This window comes from Psychrobacter sp. PSi21 (assembly GCF_054960615.1).
The window spans coordinates 20,452-38,730 of sequence record NZ_JBHNYR010000018.1; the positions used below are offsets into that span (position 1 = coordinate 20,452).

The window sequence follows — 18,279 nt, forward strand, 5'->3', positions numbered from 1 at the left end:
TAAGTCATGCTATCATAATGGCGCTTTACATCCTATATACCTTATATTCTCTAGTAGGGGCAACGTGCGTTGTCTCCATTATCACGGATAAATAACAAAAGAGGACAGACATGTCGACACAGAATCAGGCAACTCGTACCGAAAAAGACACCATGGGCAACGTAGAAGTCCCAGCTGATGCTTATTGGGGCGCGCAAACTCAGCGTAGCCGTGAGAACTTCAAAATCGGTGGCGAAACATTGCCGCGTCCAATGATTGAAGCGATGGCACTGGTCAAAAAAGCCGCTGCGATTACCAACGCGAGCCTAGAGCGTATCGAAGGCGATAAGCGTGACCTCATCGTACAAGCCGCTGATGAAATCATCAACGGTGGTCTGGTCGATCAGTTCCCACTCGTTGTATGGCAGACAGGTTCTGGCACCCAGTCAAACATGAACATGAATGAAGTGCTTGCTAACCGTGCTAACGAAATCGCTGGTTCTGAGCGTGGCAGCTACACGCCAATTCACCCAAATGACCATGTCAACCATGCTCAGTCTACCAACGACAGCTTCCCAACGGCGATTCGTGTGGCGGCTGCGCGTCAGATCAACAGCTTATTGATCCCAGCAGTACAAGCACTACGCGATACCTTGGACAAAAAAGCCAAGGAATTCGATAGCATTGTGAAAATCGGTCGTACGCATTTGCAAGACGCGACGCCATTGACCCTAGGCCAAGAGTTTAGCGGCTATGTGAGCCAACTTGACCATGCATTGACTCGTATCGACAATGCGCTACAAGGTCTATATGAGTTGCCACTAGGCGGTACTGCGGTCGGTACCGGTCTAAACGCCCATCCTGACTATGCGGTAAAATCAGCTGAGCAATTATCAACGTTGACTGGCTTGCCATTCGTCACGTCACCAAACAAGTTTGAAGCGCTAGCTGCTCGTGATGCCGAAGTATTTGCGTCAGGCGCACTCAAAACGCTCGCCGCTAGCTTAAACAAAATCGCGAACGACGTTCGTTGGTTGGCATCAGGTCCTCGCTGTGGTCTTGGCGAATTGACGATTCCTGAAAATGAGCCAGGCTCTTCTATCATGCCGGGCAAAGTCAACCCAACGCAGTCAGAAGCAATGACCATGGTGGTCGCTCAGGTTATGGGTAACGACACCACTATCAGTATGGCTGGCGCGTCAGGTAACTTTGAGCTAAACGTCTATAAGCCAGTAATCGCCTTTAACTTATTGCAGTCTATCAAGCTGCTTGGCGATGCGTGCAACAGCTTTAATGAGAACTGTGCGGTGGGTATCGAGCCAGTAAAAGAAAAAATCGATGACTTCTTGCACAACTCATTGATGCTAGTCACGGCATTAAACCGTCATGTCGGTTATGAAAATGCGGCAAAAATCGCTAAGACAGCGTATAAAGAAAACAAAACCTTGAAGCAAGTGGCGGTTGAGCTAGAGCTATTAACTGAAGCGCAGTTTGATGAGTGGGTGACGCCTGCTGATATGGTACATCCTAAGTAAGTTGTTAAAGAGTTTGATTGGTATTGTCAAGCAAGTTTAGTTTGCGAGTGTTAGAACCTGTATTAAGTAACCGCACTATTCAAATTTCAAAGTTAGTATTTCGATTTCTAAAAGGGCTTTGTCGTTTAATACGATAAGGCCCTTAACTTTTTTAAATACTTTATATGACTCTAATTACTACAAATTTTATTGAAGTTAGTGTTATAGATGCTTTTTCGCATCACTGTGGATTGAAATTGAATGCTAATTAGGGAGGTAACGTATTCCATCAATATGTGTTTTTTGTTACTATACTATTGTTTGTATGTAATTTTAGTGTATCAAGATTTTGTCTTTAAATAATCGTTAGATTAGGAATAATTTATGCGCGTAAATATTTCGAAAGTAGTTCTAATAAGTACTATTTTAGCAGTTGCAGGTTGTAGCAAAATCTCAAACATGGGTAGTAATAAGATTGATTGCGGTGATTCGGATGCTATAGTTTTGTTAGAGGAGGCTCTACAGAAATCGATTGATTCAGATGCTAAGGATTATAGTCGAGATTTCGAAACTAGGACATCAGGATCAAATATACGCGCTAGTATCAACCAATTGACCACAAGCCTTTCACAGATACGTACTACAAAAGAAGATCCTCAAAGTACTAAAAATTTCTGTATGGGAACTTTGAAAGTCACTATTCCTGTAGATATGATAGAAAATGCCAATTTTACTCGAGAATATTACAGCGAATTAGATATCGAAGAAGATGCTTATCAGCAAGACATAGACTTGGATGCTAATGCCTTGACTTATACGGCAGAATATTCAGTACAACCGACAGACGATGGCAAATTTGTTTTTGTAGAAATGCAGAATGGAGGTGATTTGTCTAATTTTTTAGCTAATATCGTTATTGATGCCAATCAGAAAAGTAACGTAAAAAAGCAGAAAGCCTTACAAAATAAATCAATAGCTCAAGCCGCTATTGATGCTGAAAAGGCTGAAGAATCTGCAGCTATTGCAGCCCAGAGCGCATTAGCTAGCATAGCTGCAGAGCAAGCTGCTGTCAAAGCTGAAATGGACTATAAACGAAACGAGTTCAATACATTATGGAAATCAGCTTCTACCTCAGCTCAAGAGTCATTGACAGACAATCAAAAACAATGGGTTAAGTATCGTAATGAGTCTTGTATAGATGAGGCAAAAAGTGCTGAAGCTGTTCGGCAAGAAATTGTCAGAATGGAATGTATTACCAAAATGCTAGGTGAACGTTATTACGAGGTCAAAAATTATTTTGATAGCTACTAGGACGTGTTCTTAATCTGAAAAAGTAAATTTAAAATCTTTAAAATATAGAGACTGTTGACAACATGGTTCTATAGAATATGGCAAGAATAGTGCTCACAGATAATGCATGGGAATAACTCCCAAGCACCATGAAGGCGCACGGCTGTCACACTTGGAAGAATGATAGGCAAGTCATGGAAGCCATACTATGGAAACTTTCATACTGGTACGCCATGGCGTGACACACCGAGTGAGTTATATTCTTAGAAAACTGCCTATAATCGTTTCAATAGGTTATCAAAGAAGGATTTGTGGCAGCAGTTTTTTTGACTTACGAGCAAGTATTGATGAAAAATGGGTATTCGCAGATGGAAGCTATATCCGCTGTTATCAGCATTCAAGCGGCGAAAGACGAGAAGAGCTTCGAGCTATTGAAAAAGCTTGAGGTGGCACTACCACCAAGATACATCTCGCCGTCTATTCGCATGGAAACCCGATTGATTTTAAAATCACTGAGGGTGATGTCCACGACAACCAAGCGATAGATGACATTATAGAAATGCTGGCGCAGGCCGCTAAACAACTAGATTTCGCGTTTGATTACTACTTATACAAGCTACGGCACTTGGTCGAAAACACGTTTGCAAGGCTAAAGAACTTTCGTAGTATTACAACTCGCCCCAAAAAACTGGCTCGAAATTATAAGTCTATGCTGTATTTGGCTTGCACTATGATTCATTGCAAACTGAATTAGGGATACGCCCTAATAAATACGTCTTACTTTCTGTTAATATATGGTCAGATTACCACTTACTGAGCGTGCTTTTATGCCTTCGTTTCATCTATTACCTATCTATACATTTTTATCGTTTAGTGTGCTATCAACAATAAATATTAGCCAGGCAGCACAAAGCGAAACCTCTATTACTAATAACGAGGATTTTAAGATATGTTTGGATAACCTAGGTCATTCTGCATCTTTTTCAAATGTTAAAAATGTCTTTAATAAATACCGTCCTGCAAATAGTGATCCAAGCGTTCTGGAAGCGCTAAATTATCAACCTGAATTCTCAAAAGAGCCATGGGATTATCTAGCTAGTCTTGTCGATGAACAAAGGGTGATCGATGGTATAAAAGCTAGTGAACAATACGCTGATATCTTAAAACGTATTGAATTGCAGTATGGTGTCAACCGTTATCATGTCTTAGGTGTTTGGGGCGTAGAATCAGATTTTGGTACTACTCTTGGCAAAAAAGATGTTATAACTTCATTAGCGACGCTGTCATGCTTTGGACGGCGTCAAAGCTATTTTCGTGGTGAATATATTAGCGCTCTAAAGATTCTTAAACAAGGTGATATTTCACCTATTGATTTTAAAGGCTCATGGGCAGGCGCTTTTGGACAAACACAATTTATGCCTTCTACCTTTTTACAATTAGCACAAGATAATGATGCTGACGGGCGAAAAGATTTGGTGAACAGTCAAGCAGATGCTCTAGCTTCTACAGCTAACTTTTTAAAAAATAGCGGGTATCAGCCTAATGAGCTGTGGGGTTACGAAGTACTTTTACCACCGAATATCAATTTATCTAGCGACCGTAAAAATAAACGATCTATTTCACATTGGAGAAATTTAGGCGTTACCATGACAGATGGTACATCTCTACCAGACTCGCTAAACAAGGCAGGGCTATTCTTACCATCAGGCAAACAAGGTCCTGCTTTTCTGGTAGGTCGTAATTTTGATGCTTTTTATGCTTATAATGCCTCGGAAAACTATGCTTTAGCTATTGCCCATCTTTCCAGACTTATAGAAGAAAAGAATATTAACGTCAATTTTATGACACCTTGGCCAACTGATGATCCAGGATTAAGCCGAAAAGAGTCTAAAGAGGTGCAAGAAGCGTTAAATCTACTGGGTTACAATGTTGGTAAAGTTGATGGAATTATCGGAGATAGCACACGTAGTGCTATCCAAGACTATCAGGAAGATAACGAGCTAAAAACTGATGGTAAGGCGGGTAAGAAAATTTATCAGCACTTATTGAAAAGTACTAATCATCTTGATGTTGTTCCAGTACAAGCACACAATGATACCCCTCAAAGTGTAACAGAAAATACTAATAAAACACTATCCAAAACTGGCAACTCCTACAGCGCAAGTAAAAGTATAACTGAGTTTAAAATGCCTTGGTTCTTTGATATTAAAGTTTTCATAGCTATCATGATAAGCTTGTTCCTGTTATTAATAGTAGCGCTGACGAATAGAAATAGACGTTAGTTTCAATGAATATCTATTTGTTGAAAATTTATTAGTTATATTCATTACTAGGGCGTGTTTTCATTTGGAAAATGGTGATAAACGTTTGAATTAGAAACACGCCCTAGAGTCATCTAAATACAATGCTTAATAAAGATTTGAACCAACTGTTTGAAACAAAGTTTGTCTCAATTATACCTTTTTCAGCCATCAATCGTTTTTCTAATTCGTTCGATTCTAACGCTAACGCATACTTTTCGGCAGCTTTTATAGCAATTTCAAGACCAGCGTAAGGAAGATCACATTTCATTTCGCCCAATCGTTGGTATGCAATATTAAAGGATTTAATACCATACTCTGTGCGGTCAGTCAGCAAGCTAAATTCAAAAATCTGCTCAATCGTCATACGACCTAGACCCACATTCTTCCAGTCGCTAAATTGTTCTAATTCCTTATCAATACAGTTAATGGTTCTTAAGGCATTTTCTGATTGCTCTGTTTTGGTATAAAATTTCAACAAATTGCTATAGCAGCTGACGTTATCCCAATGCGAGTCACTGGCTGCCAGCTCTTCTTTTAGCAATGCAATGACTGATAGGTATTCCTTTAGCTCGATATAGGCATATTTTAAGGCACTCTTTTTATTGACCGAATCAGGGGTTGCCTCATTCCATGCTTCAAGATAGTTTTTAGCGAGCTTGTAATTCTCTAAGTAGACATGGCGCTGGTATAGCGTATATAAGTCCTCATCAGTCTTTTGTTTAGGATAGTCATTTGATAGGTGCGCCCACCACGCTTCTAATGCGCCATCGTAATTACACAGATCATAAACTCCTTGCAAGTCATCATAGATCTCTGGAAAGTTGTCTTTGACAAACATCTCTGTTTTATTCTCTAGCGCATAAAACATAAACTCGTTATCGATGACAAAGCTGGCATCAAAACTTGAATGTTTGGCATTATAAAAAAGCAGGATATCGTCTGGATTCTTAAAGCTAGCGAGTAAATAAGCATTGAGAAGAAGCTCGTCACTCACGCCTCCCATAGAGGCTTTCTGATACTTAAAAATCTCTTGTGTGAATAAATATCTGACCAAGGCTTCATCCTGCGCCTGTAAGTCATATTGAAGCTCAATCAACAGGGCATAACGCGCTTTTCCCTGCCTATCATAACTGACATCGTAACCATCAGCAGACATAAGCGTTGACGGCGAGTAGGCGAGCTGTTGCCATAGGGTGTTATCGTCACGATATAAAGGTAGTTGCTGCATCTTTCATGTTCCAGCTTAGGTATAATTGAATCATAAATCATTTGCCCTATCAGTGTGCAAAACAGCACCCTACCAGCCAAATAATACGAAATGACCGTATATTTATAAACTTGTCCATTGCTGCTGGAGACCGATCAAATGAATGGCACCGATCACTAGACACACAGCCGAACTCCATAGCCAAAACTGAGGACTTCGTCCCATAGGGTTATTGATAAAGAAAAATCCAAGGATGCCACGGCTACAATAGATAAGAATAATCATGATGAGCGCTGTGCGTATGAATGGGATTTGACCAATCAACCCTGCCGCAGAAAAGGCATATAATGCCCAAACGGCTAGAGTAAGTGTGATTATTGAAGTGATAATAGTGGGTTTAATGCTGCCACGCTCAGAGAGTCGCGCCATTTGTTCTCCAGCACCAAAAAATCGATACCAAGGAGCGCCAAACATAATACAACCTACATGAAGCGCGGCGGCAATAGCGCTGAACATGCCTGCCAAAATCAAATAAATATTCATATTTTAAGCATTCCTATCACTCATTTTAGCGTCAAACCTCATTTTATGTCTCAGTTAAGTATAGAATGCTTTTAGCCGATAAAATCAGCCACTTTTTGTAAAACTATCTCAGACTTCATGATTTTTCTATGGCCAAGATTTTGAGTGGCAAAAAACTCGCCATTGATGAGCTTGCTTTTATACCTGTACCCTTGTGTGAAGGGTATTTCCAAATCATTTCTGTCATGAATAATTAGGATTGGCTTATCTAAGCGATCTACTCTAGCTACTAAATTTATTTGAGAGTAAGGCAATTGAACTTCTTGCTCTATTTGTTTCATAAAACTGCCTAGCACCTTACCGCGTAAACCAAAAAGAGTAGCGAAGGATTCAATATTATCCTTAAAGTTAGATGGCCCTGCTATGGAGATTACTTTCTCAACATTTAGGCCTTCAATACCAGCATACACGGCTGCACCGCCGCCCATTGAATGACCTATGACCGCTTTCAATGCTCCGAAGTGTTCTTGGGCATCAAAGATGGCTTTGATAAATTTTTGTGGATTACTTCTGGTTTCTTCGCTATCGCCATGAGCTGGTGCATTGATAGCAATTAACTTATATTTGTCAGACAAGTAGGGTAAAAAGACAGACATCTGACTGGCTCTACCTTCCCACCCATGCATGAGTAAAATAGGTTCACCTTCACCCCAAACTAAGCACTTAACACCGCTACTTAATATGCATATTTCAGCTGTATCCATGGCTGCTAATTCCCATGGCTTTTGCGCATGCCTGTTTGGAGTAAAAAAGATATCCTGTGCCTTTTTAGCAGCTCTCTTAGGCGCCACATATCCCAAAATATTTATGTAGCTTTTTAATAAGGTGAAACTCACATTATTCATATTACAGTTAAACCTTTTGGTAATTTGGTATCTTAAAGATACTAAACTAATAATCTGCTACCTTCAAGATTTTAATTTCAAGATTCACTAAATATTAAAGTAAGAATATTTTTTTGATTGTGAAAGGCCAGAGCATGCGATAATAGTAATATTTATACAGATATATATCAGGCCATTATGACTAGAACATCATTCAGCGAATTTAATTGTAGCTTAGCGAGAACAGTCGATATCATTGGTGATAAATGGACGCTGCTCATTATCCGCGATGCCTTTTTAGGTGTGCAACGATTTTCTGAATTTCAGGAAAGATTGGGAGTGGCTAAGACTGTATTATCTAATCGTTTGGACATGCTAGTCGAAAACGAAATATTGAGGAAACAACCCACCAGTCCAGAAGTAGAGCGATTTTTATATAAACTGACGCCAAGAGGAAAAGATCTGTTTGTAACGGTTGTCTCCCTAGTACAATGGGGCGACAAATGGATTTTTGGAGAAGGACACGAGCCGATAGAAATATTAGATAAAGAAGAGTGTATATCGATTCAACAGCTAGGGGTGCAAGCGCAGTCAGGAAAATTTTTGGATGCACGTGATGTGGTTTATAAGCCAGGATCTGGAGCAAATTGTCAAATGTTATCACTGTTTGAAAACTATGAGTTACAACAGTCGCAAGAAGACAGCTAGGTGTCATAAACCAGAAGCGAATGTCGCCTTTCACTCACCAATTTCAAAAACCATGTGTTTATAGATTCATAATGCGTACCCTACATTTGAAGCTATTCAATATAAAGCTATTAAACAAAAAAGACCCTACCACATCACGCGGTAAGGTCTTTTTTACATCAAAGATCTAAACTCACTTAGAACTTATATAACAAACCAAGCGTGGTGCGCGCTTCGGTGCGTGAGTCGACCATTGGGCTGTCGTAGGCTTCATCAGACAGATAGTCTAGGCTTTGGCTGGCAAATCCTGCCCATTGATCATTAAAGTCATAGTTAGCGCTGACGCTGACATACGGGTGAAAGCTCTGATCGGGCGAGTAAGCGGCCACACCTGTGTCTGTAGACTCGCCACTGCTAACGCCATAATAGTAGTCGTTATAGTCTTCATCGTGCCATTCGATGCCCACGCTTGGGTAGACCGTCAGGCGGTCTTTAGTAAACTTGGCCAAATAGGTTAGGCGGCCAATGTTGCCATCGTTACGCCCGAGGATGTCGGTTGCGATCTGGCCGCGAAAGCCACCAACAGGGGTGCGGCGTAGATAGGTCAGACCAGCGGCGGCTGAGATTTTGCGCTCATCCAAGCCGTCCAGGGCGTCATTGGCATCGTCAGGGTCAAAGTGGCTGCCCGTTGGTTGCGCGTAGACAGACAGCTGACTCTTACCATCATTAATCAGATATGCACCCACTTGTGCGCCGCGTGCATAGACGCGATTGTTGTCATAAAACAGCCCTGGTAAGACTCTAACCTCATTGTCATCAGTATCATAAGCGGTGCTGGCATACATGACGTTTGCACCGATACTTAAGCTGGCATCTTGATCAACAGGAATGTTTTGAAAGGGGGCAGCGCTGGCAATACCTGCGCAGCTGAGCAAGGCCACAGCGGTGACACTGGTCACTAAGGCGCGGCGATTGGACAGGGTGGTCAAAGAAGGTGTTAGCATAGTCAGGCCTTATCAGCGAATAAAAGAAAAAGTCAGTCGGGTCTGGATAAAAGAGTTTATGGCTGCGCGGCGATATCTGCCAGCACTTGCGAGATTTGCTGGTGAATGTCTTGCCACCACCATACAAAGCCAATCGCCACCACGATCACCGCCAGCCACGGGAGCAGTTGCCAAATCAAAGCAGGTTTTGCTACCTCTGGTACTGGGTTGATCATATTCATCGTAGAGTGTACAGGGATAGGCGCGGACATATCAGTATAATTATTGCGACCAGTGTTGTCAGCGCGGCGATGGTAACGTGTTTGATGGGGTGCCAGTACCGCCGTATGTGCTTTGGCCTGCATTGCCATATGGCGCCGACGACTGACCACAAAGGCTAAGGCCAGCACCAGCCCTGTTAGTGCGCCGCCAATATGACCCGCATTATCAATATCTGGTACGGCAAAGCCGTAGACCAAATTGATGCCCATAACGATGATCAAGCTGTTGAAATTGAGCACTCTGCCATTTACCGATATCTTAAACATGGCCGCGATCAATAACGCCGCACCAATGCCCATGATGCCGCCAGAAGCCCCCGCTGATAGCCCAGGCTGCCCCGTCCCATCCAAAATTCCCTGCCATGTGACATAGTTATTAAGCAGGTTGCCACCAACCGCTGACAACAAAAATAGCGCCAAAAACTTGCTTGAGCCAAACATCGGCTCGGCAATTTGCCCAAAAAAGTACATGGCAAAGCCATTAAACAACAAATGCATCAAGCCAATATGCAAAAATGCACTACTGATCAGTCGCCACGGTTCATCAATCATGGTGAAAGGCAGCGCATTGGCACCCCAGTCAAGTAGTGCTTGGGTCGAAGGCTCGTTGGCATCAACGCCTGAGAAAATTTGCACCGCATACAGACCGATAAAGGCCGCCAATAATAAAGTGGTCACAGGCGCAGTTTTGAGCAATTGCTGGATGGTCATGGCTTAATAATTTGTATGATCAGAATATAGCTGCAATGAAAACACAAATAATAAAGTGCCATCAATGGTAAAACCGTATACAAGCTGCACGCCCTAACATATCAGCGGCTGATTACTGACACTATTACCAGCGCATAGGCGCAATATAAGGCAAGCTGGATTTGAGGTGCTCATAAGTGCCTTTAACTAAGATATCGGTATCGACCTGCTCAATATTGGTATGACCACAAAACGCCATACTGATGTCACACTCTTTATAAATCAGCTCCAGCGCACGGCGCACACCATCCTCACCATAAGCACCAAGGCCGTACAAAAACGCGCGGCCAATCATCGTACCAGTCGCACCAATGGCTTTGGCTTTTAGCACGTCTTGACCCGAACGAATACCACTATCCAGCCATACCTCGATTTGGCTGTTTTCGCTACGCACCGCTTGCACGATATCGGCCAGTGCGGCGATCGAAGAGGGCGCACCGTCCAGTTGTCGCCCACCATGGTTGGATACGACCAGCGCATCAGCGCCGCTACGGGCGGCCATGATGGCGTCTTCAGGCTCCATGATGCCTTTGATGACCAGTTTACCACCCCACATGTCTTTGATACGTGCCACATCATCCCAGCTCAGCGCAGGATCAAACTGCTCTGCGGTCCACGCGGACAGTGATGAGATGTCTTCGACGTTTTTGGCATGACCGACGATGTTGCCAAAGGTACGCCGCTTGGTGCCGAGCATGTTCTTGCACCATTCAGGTTTGGTCATGAGATTTAAAATATTGGTTAAGGTGGGCTTTGGCGGCGCAGACAAGCCATTTTTAATGTCTTTGTGCCGCTGACCAAGCACTTGTAAGTCGGCGGTTAAGATCAGCGCTGAGCAGTTGGCGGCTTTGGCACGGCGGATAAGATTGGCCATAAATTCTTGATCGCGCATCACATACAGTTGGAACCAAAACGGCTGGCTGGTATGGGCAGCCACATCTTCGATAGAGCAAATGCTCATGGTGGATAGTGAAAACGGCACGCCAAACTTTTCGGCAGCGCGTGCGGCCTGTATTTCTCCATCAGCCCACATCATCCCTGTGAAGCCTGTTGGCGCTATCGCCACTGGCATATGTACGGGTGTCCCGAGCATGGTGGTTGTAAGCGAGCGGTTTTCCATATTGACCAATACGCGTTGGCGTAGTTTGATACGGTCAAAGTCGCTTTCGTTATTGCGGTATGTGGTTTGTGTCCACGACCCTGAGTCGACATAGTCATAAAACATGCGCGGCACTTTGCGCTCGGCCACGCGTCTTAAGTCTTCAATTTCGGTAATTTTGCTCAAATCTTTCATGATGGTCTCATTGCTCAATTAGTAACCGTTGCAAGTCCATGAGCGAAAAAGGAAAATCAAGCCGCTCATTAGCCGTCAATAGTACAGGAATAGACGTTGCAAACACAATCATTAATGTATCATCAAAATCGGCAATATCGACATACTGGTAGCTGACTGGATAGACGCATTGAAACTGCGTCAGGAGATACTGGGCATCTGTGCATAGATGGCAGCCTATCGTGCCCAGCAGCCATGGTGCCTCTTTGGCCTCGTCAGCAGCCAATCGTGGTACGGCGTTGATAATACGTGCGCGTAGAGTTTGAATGTCGTTTTGGTCATTTGTCATGGCAGTCATCACTATTTTCTGTTATCCGTTGCTGGCATTAGCGCATCGGCGATTGCCCAAATGCGGCTAAGCGGTTGATACATGATAAAGAAACGGTGCAAATAATGACAGCGATTGTGAGATTGGGTAAGATACCCTGTTATTGAGCACCGTTACTGACGCGTGCTTTTTACCAGTCCTTTTTATTAGTACCTTTCTTTATTATCATTTATCAATCGTAGCGCATCAGCCGCAGATAGTGTTTAATGATTTAACGTGTTTTTTAGACATTCGGATACCGCGCATGACAAGTTTTGGCAAATTTATCAAACGACTGCTGCTGGCTATAATGCTGGTGGTGGTTGCTTTTCATGTGTTGGTCGCCTCGTTGCTACTGCTTTGGAAGACTCAGCCCATCGACCACAGCATGTTTATGCTGACGCACCAGTTAAAAGGGGGCAGCGTGACACAAACATGGGTAGATTATGACGATATTGCCAAATCTGCCAAGCAGGCGGCCATTGTTAGTGAAGATGCAAAGTTCAGTCAACATAATGGCTTTGATATTGAGGGTATTGAAGCGGCGATGAAAAAGAATGAAGAAAGTGGCAAGACCAGTGCAGGCGGCTCGACCATCACCCAGCAGTTGGCAAAAAACTTATTTTTGACCTCGCACCGTTCTTATGTACGCAAAGGAGAAGAGGCAGTTATTACCATCATGATTGAAAATATGTGGGATAAAGAGCGTATTTTAACCGCATATTTGAACGTGGCTGAGTTTGGCGATGGCATCTACGGCATTGATGCTGCCGCGCATCATTATTTTGACAAATCCGCCGCTAACCTCAGTCGCGATGAGTCAGCGCTGTTGATCAGTATGTTGACCAATCCAAAATATTATGAAGACAATCAAGGCAATAAGCGCTTGCGTAACAAGCAGCGAATCATCAAAAAACGTATGAAAAATGCCATGCTACCCAAGCCTGAAGAAGCGTCCGCTTAAGCCTATCATATTCGTATCTGATAACTTGATAAAGGTGTTGTCATCACCGCCGTTAGCGCTTAGAGTAGATGAGGGTCGCCGCGCCACTTTGAGCAGCGGTACTTTGTGCAGCGGCGCTATGGGGTCGCAGTCATGACCCCAAACCATTTGGATGATGTGGACGACAAGCCGCTACAGCGCCGTGCACATTGACCAAGCGCACGCAGGCGCGGTGTAAAAAAATTAAGGGCTATTTCATACGGATAATAATAAGGGAGCAGGGCATGACCAGCACCAACCATATCAGTACCAACAACCAGCAAGACAACAAAAACACCGATCAAGCAGCAGACAAGCAAAAAACAGCAACCCCGCCAGCCGCACTGCCAATGGATAACGCCAGCACGGCGCTGACGACAGATATTGTGTGGCAACGCCATGAAGACGGCAGTTACTCACCCAGCAGTTATATCAACCGTGAATTGTCGTTACTACAATTTAACCTGCGTGTATTGACACAAGCGGCCAGTCCGCGCCACCCGCTGCTTGAGCGTCTGTTTTTCTTGATGATCTTTTCATCAAATATGGATGAGTTTTTTGAGATTCGCGTGGCTGGCATCATGCAAAATCTCAACCTGAGTGATGTGGGTAATAGTCCAAACGGTATGCGCCCAAGTGACGTGCTCAAAGAAATCTCCGTGGTGGCGCACCAAGCGATTGAGCGTCAGTATCAGATACTTAACGAAGAGATTTTACCATCGCTTGCCGAGCAGGACATTCGCTACCTCAAGCGCGATGAGCTAAACGCCGAACAGTCTGCGTGGATGAAGCGCTACTTTACCGAGCAAGTCTCGCCTGTACTGACGCCGATTAGTATTGATCCTGCCCATCCATTCCCAAGACTGGTGAATAAAAGCCTTAATTTTATCGTCACGTTAGAGGGCAAAGATGCCTTTGGCCGCGATATCAATTTGGCTATCGTCCCTGCGCCGCGTAGCTTACCACGGGTGATACGCCTACCTGATGAACTGACGGGCGGCAAAGAGCATCACGTCATGCTTTCTGCGATCATTCATGAACACATTGGTGAGCTATTTCCAGGGATGAGTGTCACAGGATGCCATCAATTTCGTTTAACGCGTAATGCCGATTTGGATTTGGCGGACGATGTTGATGACATTGCCAAAGCGCTTGAGGGCGAGCTGGAAAACCGCCGCTTTGGTGATAAAGTTCGTCTTGAGGTGACCACCGACTGCCCAACGCACATCAGTGATTATTTGCTCAATGAGTTTGAGTTGCATACCAACCAACTCTATCGCGTCAACGGCCCTGTAAACCTCACCCGCTTGCTGTTTGATTTTAACATTCCAGAATTGCGCTATCAGCCATTTACCCATATCGTGCCCAAGGCGTTTCGCCGCGAGGTGGACAAGTTAGACAGAAGTACCAGCATGTTCGCCGCGATGCGTAAAGGCGATGTACTGGCGCATCATCCGTTTCACGCCTTCTCACCGATTATTAACTTATTGTGGCAAGCGGCAAGTGACCCCAAGGTACTGGCGATTAAACAAACCTTGTACCGCTCAGGTACCAATTCAGAAATCGTCAAAGCCCTCGCCGCCGCCGCCCGTAATGGCAAAGAAGTCACCGCCATCATTGAGCTGCGGGCGCGCTTTGATGAAGCGTCCAATATTGCCGTTGCCAACTATCTGCAAGAAGCGGGTGCAGTGGTGGTATATGGCATCGTTGGTTATAAAACCCATGCCAAGCTGATGCTGATCGTGCGCCGTGAAGATGACCGTATCCGCCGCTATGTGCATTTGAGCACGGGTAACTATCACGCAGGCAATGCTAAGATATATACCGATTATGGCCTATTTAGTGCCGATCCTGATATCTCAGAAGATGTGCACAAGATTTTCCAAGAATTGACTGGTATGGGCAAACCAGCCAACCTCAAAAAACTGCTGCATGCACCCTTTACGCTGCATGAAAAGTTGATGGCTTTTATCGATGATGAAATATGCCATGCTAAAGCAGGATGGCCTGCGCACATCATCGTTAAGGTGAACGCACTTACCGAGCGCCGTTTGATTGATAAGCTGTATGATGCCTCTCAGGCAGGCGTGAAAATAGAGCTGATACTGCGCTCTATTTGTTGCCTGCGTCCGCAAGTGCAAGGCTTGTCCGAAAATATCACCGTGCGCTCAGTGATTGGCCGCTTTTTGGAACACACGCGGGTTTATTACTTTTATAACAATGGTGAGCAGCGTTTGTATTGTGGTAGTGCTGACTGGATGGATCGCAACTTGTTCCACCGTGTTGAAGTGGCTTTTCCGATCGAGGACAAAAAGCTGTTTGCGCAGATATACGAAGATGGCTTGATGAATTATCTGCAGGATAATGTGCAAGCATGGACGTTGAGTGGTGATGGTAGTTGGCAACAGGTGCAGCCAGCTGAAGGCGAATCACTGCATATTGCGCAAGATCATTTGCTAAAGACCATCAACCGTGTGGATGAGTCGGTTCAGCCTTAACCATCAAATACGAACGCCGCGCATGTTATCGCATGCCGTGTATATTTAAAGGTGACAAAATACCCCAGCATCTGACATGCTGGGGTATTTTTTTGCCGCAATAGCGCAGACACCGCGAAAATGAGTTACAAACTGTCTTGCAACCTCACATTTATTCACATATTGATACCCCAGCACACTGGTTCGTAGGTCAGCCAAGCTTCTATACTGGATGGATAACGTGATTACAGACGCACCCAATACGCATTTCCCTACATATTCCATACGGACTGGAGATAAATTGATGAGTAGCACCAACGATGATACCTCAGATGTCAAGAAAGCAGCAGAAAAAGCAAACAGTCAACACATTCAACAAAATCTGAACGAAGACAAAGAACCCACCAGTCCTGAAACACTGACTGAATCAGAGCAAACGCACTTTATCGACGAAGATGTACGCACAGACAAATAGAGTGCCATTTTTATATTGCTGCCAAACAAGATAGCTCGATAATATATGACAACTATCCAATAATGAAATAGCGAGGGACTAGTCATGACAACGATCAAACATCCAGACGATGGCAAAGTGGTACGCGAGGACAAAACTGGCGTAGACCAAGTAGAAAATCCTAAGGACAGCTATGAAGGGCGTAAGCATGAGCCAGAAATAGACGGACCTGAACAAGCATCACAAGAGACAGACGAAGTCTATGTTGATCCTCGTGACACAGAGAACCTACCAGCAGGCGGTAAAAACGTGGGTGACTTAAATGCATATGATTTGGATAGAGATTAAGTCTGGTCTTATTGAATCTTGTCTTAACAGATAATGACTTTGATAGTAGCCGTTATAACAACAGCTGCGACCACAACAGCAATGCGACGGCTATTTTTAGTACTAATCACCTTTTATAACTGATAACCAAAAATTTTGTAACCAATATTGAGGATAACTTCATGGAAACCAGAGACCCTGCATTGACCAAAACACCAGTGACTGAATCATCAGACGAGCAGGTCACCGTCGACAGCACACAGGCGGTTCATGCTGAATCGATCCGTACTGACGAGCATGTTGAGAACCATGACGAACTAGAAGAAGACACCAGCGTCAACAAAGGTACTGATACCTTTGAGGAGGGCGTAGTCGAGTCTAAACATGTCAACGATGATGACAATCCTGCGCGTCAACCAGATCGCCGCGACCAAAAGGGCAATCCTTTTGATGATGGTATCAATGAGCGCAATGTTGGTAGTGAGGCACAAGACAGCGATGCTATTACTAATAGGAACCGTTACGCCAGTATTGATAACGCCCAAACCCGTGTACTGAACCCAGATTTTAAAGACTGATCGCTTGGTAAACTGAGCTATAAACCAGTAGGTACAGACGCGTTCGATGATAAAGGCGACAAGCTGTGACACTTTAGTGCGTCTATATAAGGTAGCTTATCGAGAAAGGCTGCGGACGCATCCTCAATGATAACAATAAATAAGGATTATTTATGAGTTCTGAGCACGACAATAAGTTGAATGACCAAGTGGTCAGCGATTCTGATTACACCTTGGAGGATGCAGATGACAATGATGGTATCGTTCCAGATGATGCTTTGCAAAAGGTGAATCCTGCTGCTGCTGAACGTGCCACGGCTGATCATGACCCGCATCATGTGGCTAAAGATCATACTCAGTACGACAAATAACTGGTTGTAGCGCTATAAACGAAAAGTAGTCGTTTTGCCTTTATTACAATTTAATAAGGGCAAAGCGGCTGCTTTTTTATAACGACTATATATAGTGCATAAGATGCTAGGCAGGTACGCCACTATGAAAGCGCAGCGTTTCATCGGGACTGCTGATAAGGACTGCCTCCACCTCCTTAAATAAGTCCACGCGCTCAGTGATGTCTTCCTCAGCCAGTGACTGCGCCAGCGCCAGATAATCTTCAAAATGCCGACTTTCTGACTTGAGCAAATAGCGATAGTATTTTGCTAAGCGCTCATCTTCGATCACAGCGGCCAGTGCCGCGAAACGCTCACAAGAGCGCGCCTCAATAAATGCTCCGATAATCAGTACATCTACCATTGCTGCAGGCTCATAGGTACGCTTATGCTTCAGCATACCTTTAGCATATCGCCCTGCGCTTAAGTATTGCCACTCTTGGCCGCGCTCATTCATGATGCCGAGCACTTGCTCGTAGTGCAGCATCTCCTCCCGAACCAGTTGTGCCAGCTTACGCTGTAAATCGTACGAAAACTCATAACGAAACATCAAATTCATCGCCGTACCTGCGGCTTTTTTTTCGCAGTTGGCATGGTCTTGAATAATGAGTGGTAAATGGGCAATAGCAGCATCCACCCATTGTTGTGATGTGCGACTGCCTAAAAACTGATAAATGGGTGACAAATCAACCTTGATGGGAGTGCGCAACTTGGCGATATCGACGCTGTCCTCAGACAGATTGTCAGTGGGTTGATCGTCAGTCATGTTCAGAGTATCAATAGAGTCGTGGTGGCTGTTGGTCATATTAAAAGTCTGTATTGGTGGGTGTAAATCAAAAAGACGGCGCTGCTATTGCGGGCACTTTGTAATAGATGATTGATATCGTAAAAATTATAAAGTATTTTATATCTCTACATCATCATTATGTGCAAATTATTGCGCTAACGCTGTGCCTACTATGTGATTACTTTCAAGTCACATCATTTGGCGATGGCTATTATAGCGCTTAGGGTAGGCAGCTTATAGAGTATCATTCTGGTGAAGCACCATTA

Annotated in this window: 19 protein-coding genes and 1 pseudogene; 12 read left to right on the forward strand and 8 right to left on the reverse strand. The window is 44.0% G+C overall.

Annotation, left to right across the window (positions count from 1 at the left end):
- Positions 1-110: 110 nt before the first annotated feature.
- The 5 genes and pseudogenes from fumC (at position 111) to ACFI32_RS11975 (ending at position 5,065) form a co-directional block, all read left to right on the forward strand.
- The gene (fumC, locus tag ACFI32_RS11955) at positions 111-1,514 is read left to right on the forward strand and encodes a class II fumarate hydratase (protein WP_462626824.1); all 1,404 of its coding nucleotides are present in this window, start codon (positions 111-113) and stop codon (positions 1,512-1,514) included.
- A gap of 363 nt (positions 1,515-1,877) precedes the next feature.
- Positions 1,878-2,804 carry a DUF1311 domain-containing protein gene (locus tag ACFI32_RS11960; RefSeq protein WP_462626825.1) on the forward strand — a complete coding sequence of 309 codons (927 nt, stop codon included), beginning with the start codon at positions 1,878-1,880 and terminating at the stop codon, positions 2,802-2,804.
- A gap of 187 nt (positions 2,805-2,991) precedes the next feature.
- Positions 2,992-3,228 (forward strand): hypothetical protein, encoded by a 237-nt coding sequence (locus ACFI32_RS11965; protein WP_462626826.1) that lies wholly within the window; start codon positions 2,992-2,994, stop codon positions 3,226-3,228.
- Between the two features lie 153 nt (positions 3,229-3,381).
- A pseudogene (locus ACFI32_RS11970) lies at positions 3,382-3,537 on the forward strand (transposase); the annotation flags it as partial.
- A gap of 73 nt (positions 3,538-3,610) precedes the next feature.
- Positions 3,611-5,065, forward strand: a complete 1,455-nt coding sequence (locus tag ACFI32_RS11975) for a lytic murein transglycosylase (RefSeq protein WP_462626827.1) — start codon at positions 3,611-3,613, stop codon at positions 5,063-5,065.
- A gap of 109 nt (positions 5,066-5,174) precedes the next feature.
- Here ACFI32_RS11975 and ACFI32_RS11980 read toward each other — a convergent pair whose 3' ends face one another.
- The 3 genes from ACFI32_RS11980 to ACFI32_RS11990 form a co-directional block, all read right to left on the reverse strand.
- Positions 5,175-6,242 (reverse strand): hypothetical protein, encoded by a 1,068-nt coding sequence (locus ACFI32_RS11980; protein WP_462626828.1) that lies wholly within the window; start codon positions 6,240-6,242, stop codon positions 5,175-5,177.
- Between the two features lie 174 nt (positions 6,243-6,416).
- Positions 6,417-6,836 carry a hypothetical protein gene (locus tag ACFI32_RS11985; RefSeq protein ID WP_462626829.1) on the reverse strand — a complete coding sequence of 140 codons (420 nt, stop codon included), beginning with the start codon at positions 6,834-6,836 and terminating at the stop codon, positions 6,417-6,419.
- Positions 6,837-6,907: 71 nt separating this feature from the next.
- Positions 6,908-7,720 (reverse strand): alpha/beta fold hydrolase, encoded by an 813-nt coding sequence (locus ACFI32_RS11990; protein WP_462626830.1) that lies wholly within the window; start codon positions 7,718-7,720, stop codon positions 6,908-6,910.
- 177 nt (positions 7,721-7,897) lie between these two features.
- Between ACFI32_RS11990 and ACFI32_RS11995 the strand changes: the two genes are divergently transcribed.
- Positions 7,898-8,407: a winged helix-turn-helix transcriptional regulator gene (locus ACFI32_RS11995; protein ID WP_462626831.1), complete on the forward strand. Its 510-nt coding sequence runs from the start codon at positions 7,898-7,900 to the stop codon at positions 8,405-8,407.
- A 176-nt stretch (positions 8,408-8,583) separates the two neighbouring features.
- Here ACFI32_RS11995 and ACFI32_RS12000 read toward each other — a convergent pair whose 3' ends face one another.
- From ACFI32_RS12000 to ACFI32_RS12015, 4 genes are all read right to left on the reverse strand, one after another.
- The gene (locus ACFI32_RS12000) at positions 8,584-9,390 is read right to left on the reverse strand and encodes a MipA/OmpV family protein (RefSeq protein WP_462626832.1); all 807 of its coding nucleotides are present in this window, start codon (positions 9,388-9,390) and stop codon (positions 8,584-8,586) included.
- A gap of 56 nt (positions 9,391-9,446) precedes the next feature.
- A complete protein-coding gene (locus ACFI32_RS12005; RefSeq protein WP_462626833.1) occupies positions 9,447-10,361 on the reverse strand; it encodes a rhomboid family intramembrane serine protease in 915 nt (304 codons plus the stop codon).
- A 124-nt stretch (positions 10,362-10,485) separates the two neighbouring features.
- Positions 10,486-11,694, reverse strand: coding sequence for an alpha-hydroxy acid oxidase (locus tag ACFI32_RS12010; protein ID WP_462626834.1), 1,209 nt, complete (start codon positions 11,692-11,694; stop codon positions 10,486-10,488).
- A 7-nt stretch (positions 11,695-11,701) separates the two neighbouring features.
- Positions 11,702-12,022 carry a glutaredoxin family protein gene (locus ACFI32_RS12015; RefSeq protein WP_462626835.1) on the reverse strand — a complete coding sequence of 107 codons (321 nt, stop codon included), beginning with the start codon at positions 12,020-12,022 and terminating at the stop codon, positions 11,702-11,704.
- 283 nt (positions 12,023-12,305) lie between these two features.
- Between ACFI32_RS12015 and mtgA the strand changes: the two genes are divergently transcribed.
- The 6 genes from mtgA (at position 12,306) to ACFI32_RS12045 (ending at position 17,208) form a co-directional block, all read left to right on the forward strand.
- Positions 12,306-13,004 carry a monofunctional biosynthetic peptidoglycan transglycosylase gene (gene mtgA, locus ACFI32_RS12020; RefSeq protein WP_462626836.1) on the forward strand — a complete coding sequence of 233 codons (699 nt, stop codon included), beginning with the start codon at positions 12,306-12,308 and terminating at the stop codon, positions 13,002-13,004.
- Between the two features lie 368 nt (positions 13,005-13,372).
- Positions 13,373-15,520 carry a polyphosphate kinase 1 gene (gene ppk1 / locus ACFI32_RS12025; RefSeq protein WP_462626870.1) on the forward strand — a complete coding sequence of 716 codons (2,148 nt, stop codon included), beginning with the start codon at positions 13,373-13,375 and terminating at the stop codon, positions 15,518-15,520.
- 283 nt (positions 15,521-15,803) lie between these two features.
- Positions 15,804-15,974, forward strand: coding sequence for a hypothetical protein (locus ACFI32_RS12030; protein WP_462626837.1), 171 nt, complete (start codon positions 15,804-15,806; stop codon positions 15,972-15,974).
- Between the two features lie 84 nt (positions 15,975-16,058).
- Positions 16,059-16,301, forward strand: coding sequence for a hypothetical protein (locus ACFI32_RS12035; RefSeq protein ID WP_462626838.1), 243 nt, complete (start codon positions 16,059-16,061; stop codon positions 16,299-16,301).
- A 161-nt stretch (positions 16,302-16,462) separates the two neighbouring features.
- On the forward strand, positions 16,463-16,858 hold the full coding sequence (locus ACFI32_RS12040; protein ID WP_462626839.1) for a hypothetical protein: 396 nt from the start codon (positions 16,463-16,465) through the stop codon (positions 16,856-16,858).
- Between the two features lie 152 nt (positions 16,859-17,010).
- On the forward strand, positions 17,011-17,208 hold the full coding sequence (locus tag ACFI32_RS12045; protein ID WP_462626840.1) for a hypothetical protein: 198 nt from the start codon (positions 17,011-17,013) through the stop codon (positions 17,206-17,208).
- A gap of 106 nt (positions 17,209-17,314) precedes the next feature.
- Here ACFI32_RS12045 and ACFI32_RS12050 read toward each other — a convergent pair whose 3' ends face one another.
- Positions 17,315-17,992 (reverse strand): MiaE family protein, encoded by a 678-nt coding sequence (locus ACFI32_RS12050; protein WP_462626871.1) that lies wholly within the window; start codon positions 17,990-17,992, stop codon positions 17,315-17,317.
- Between the last annotated feature and the right edge of the window lie 287 nt (positions 17,993-18,279).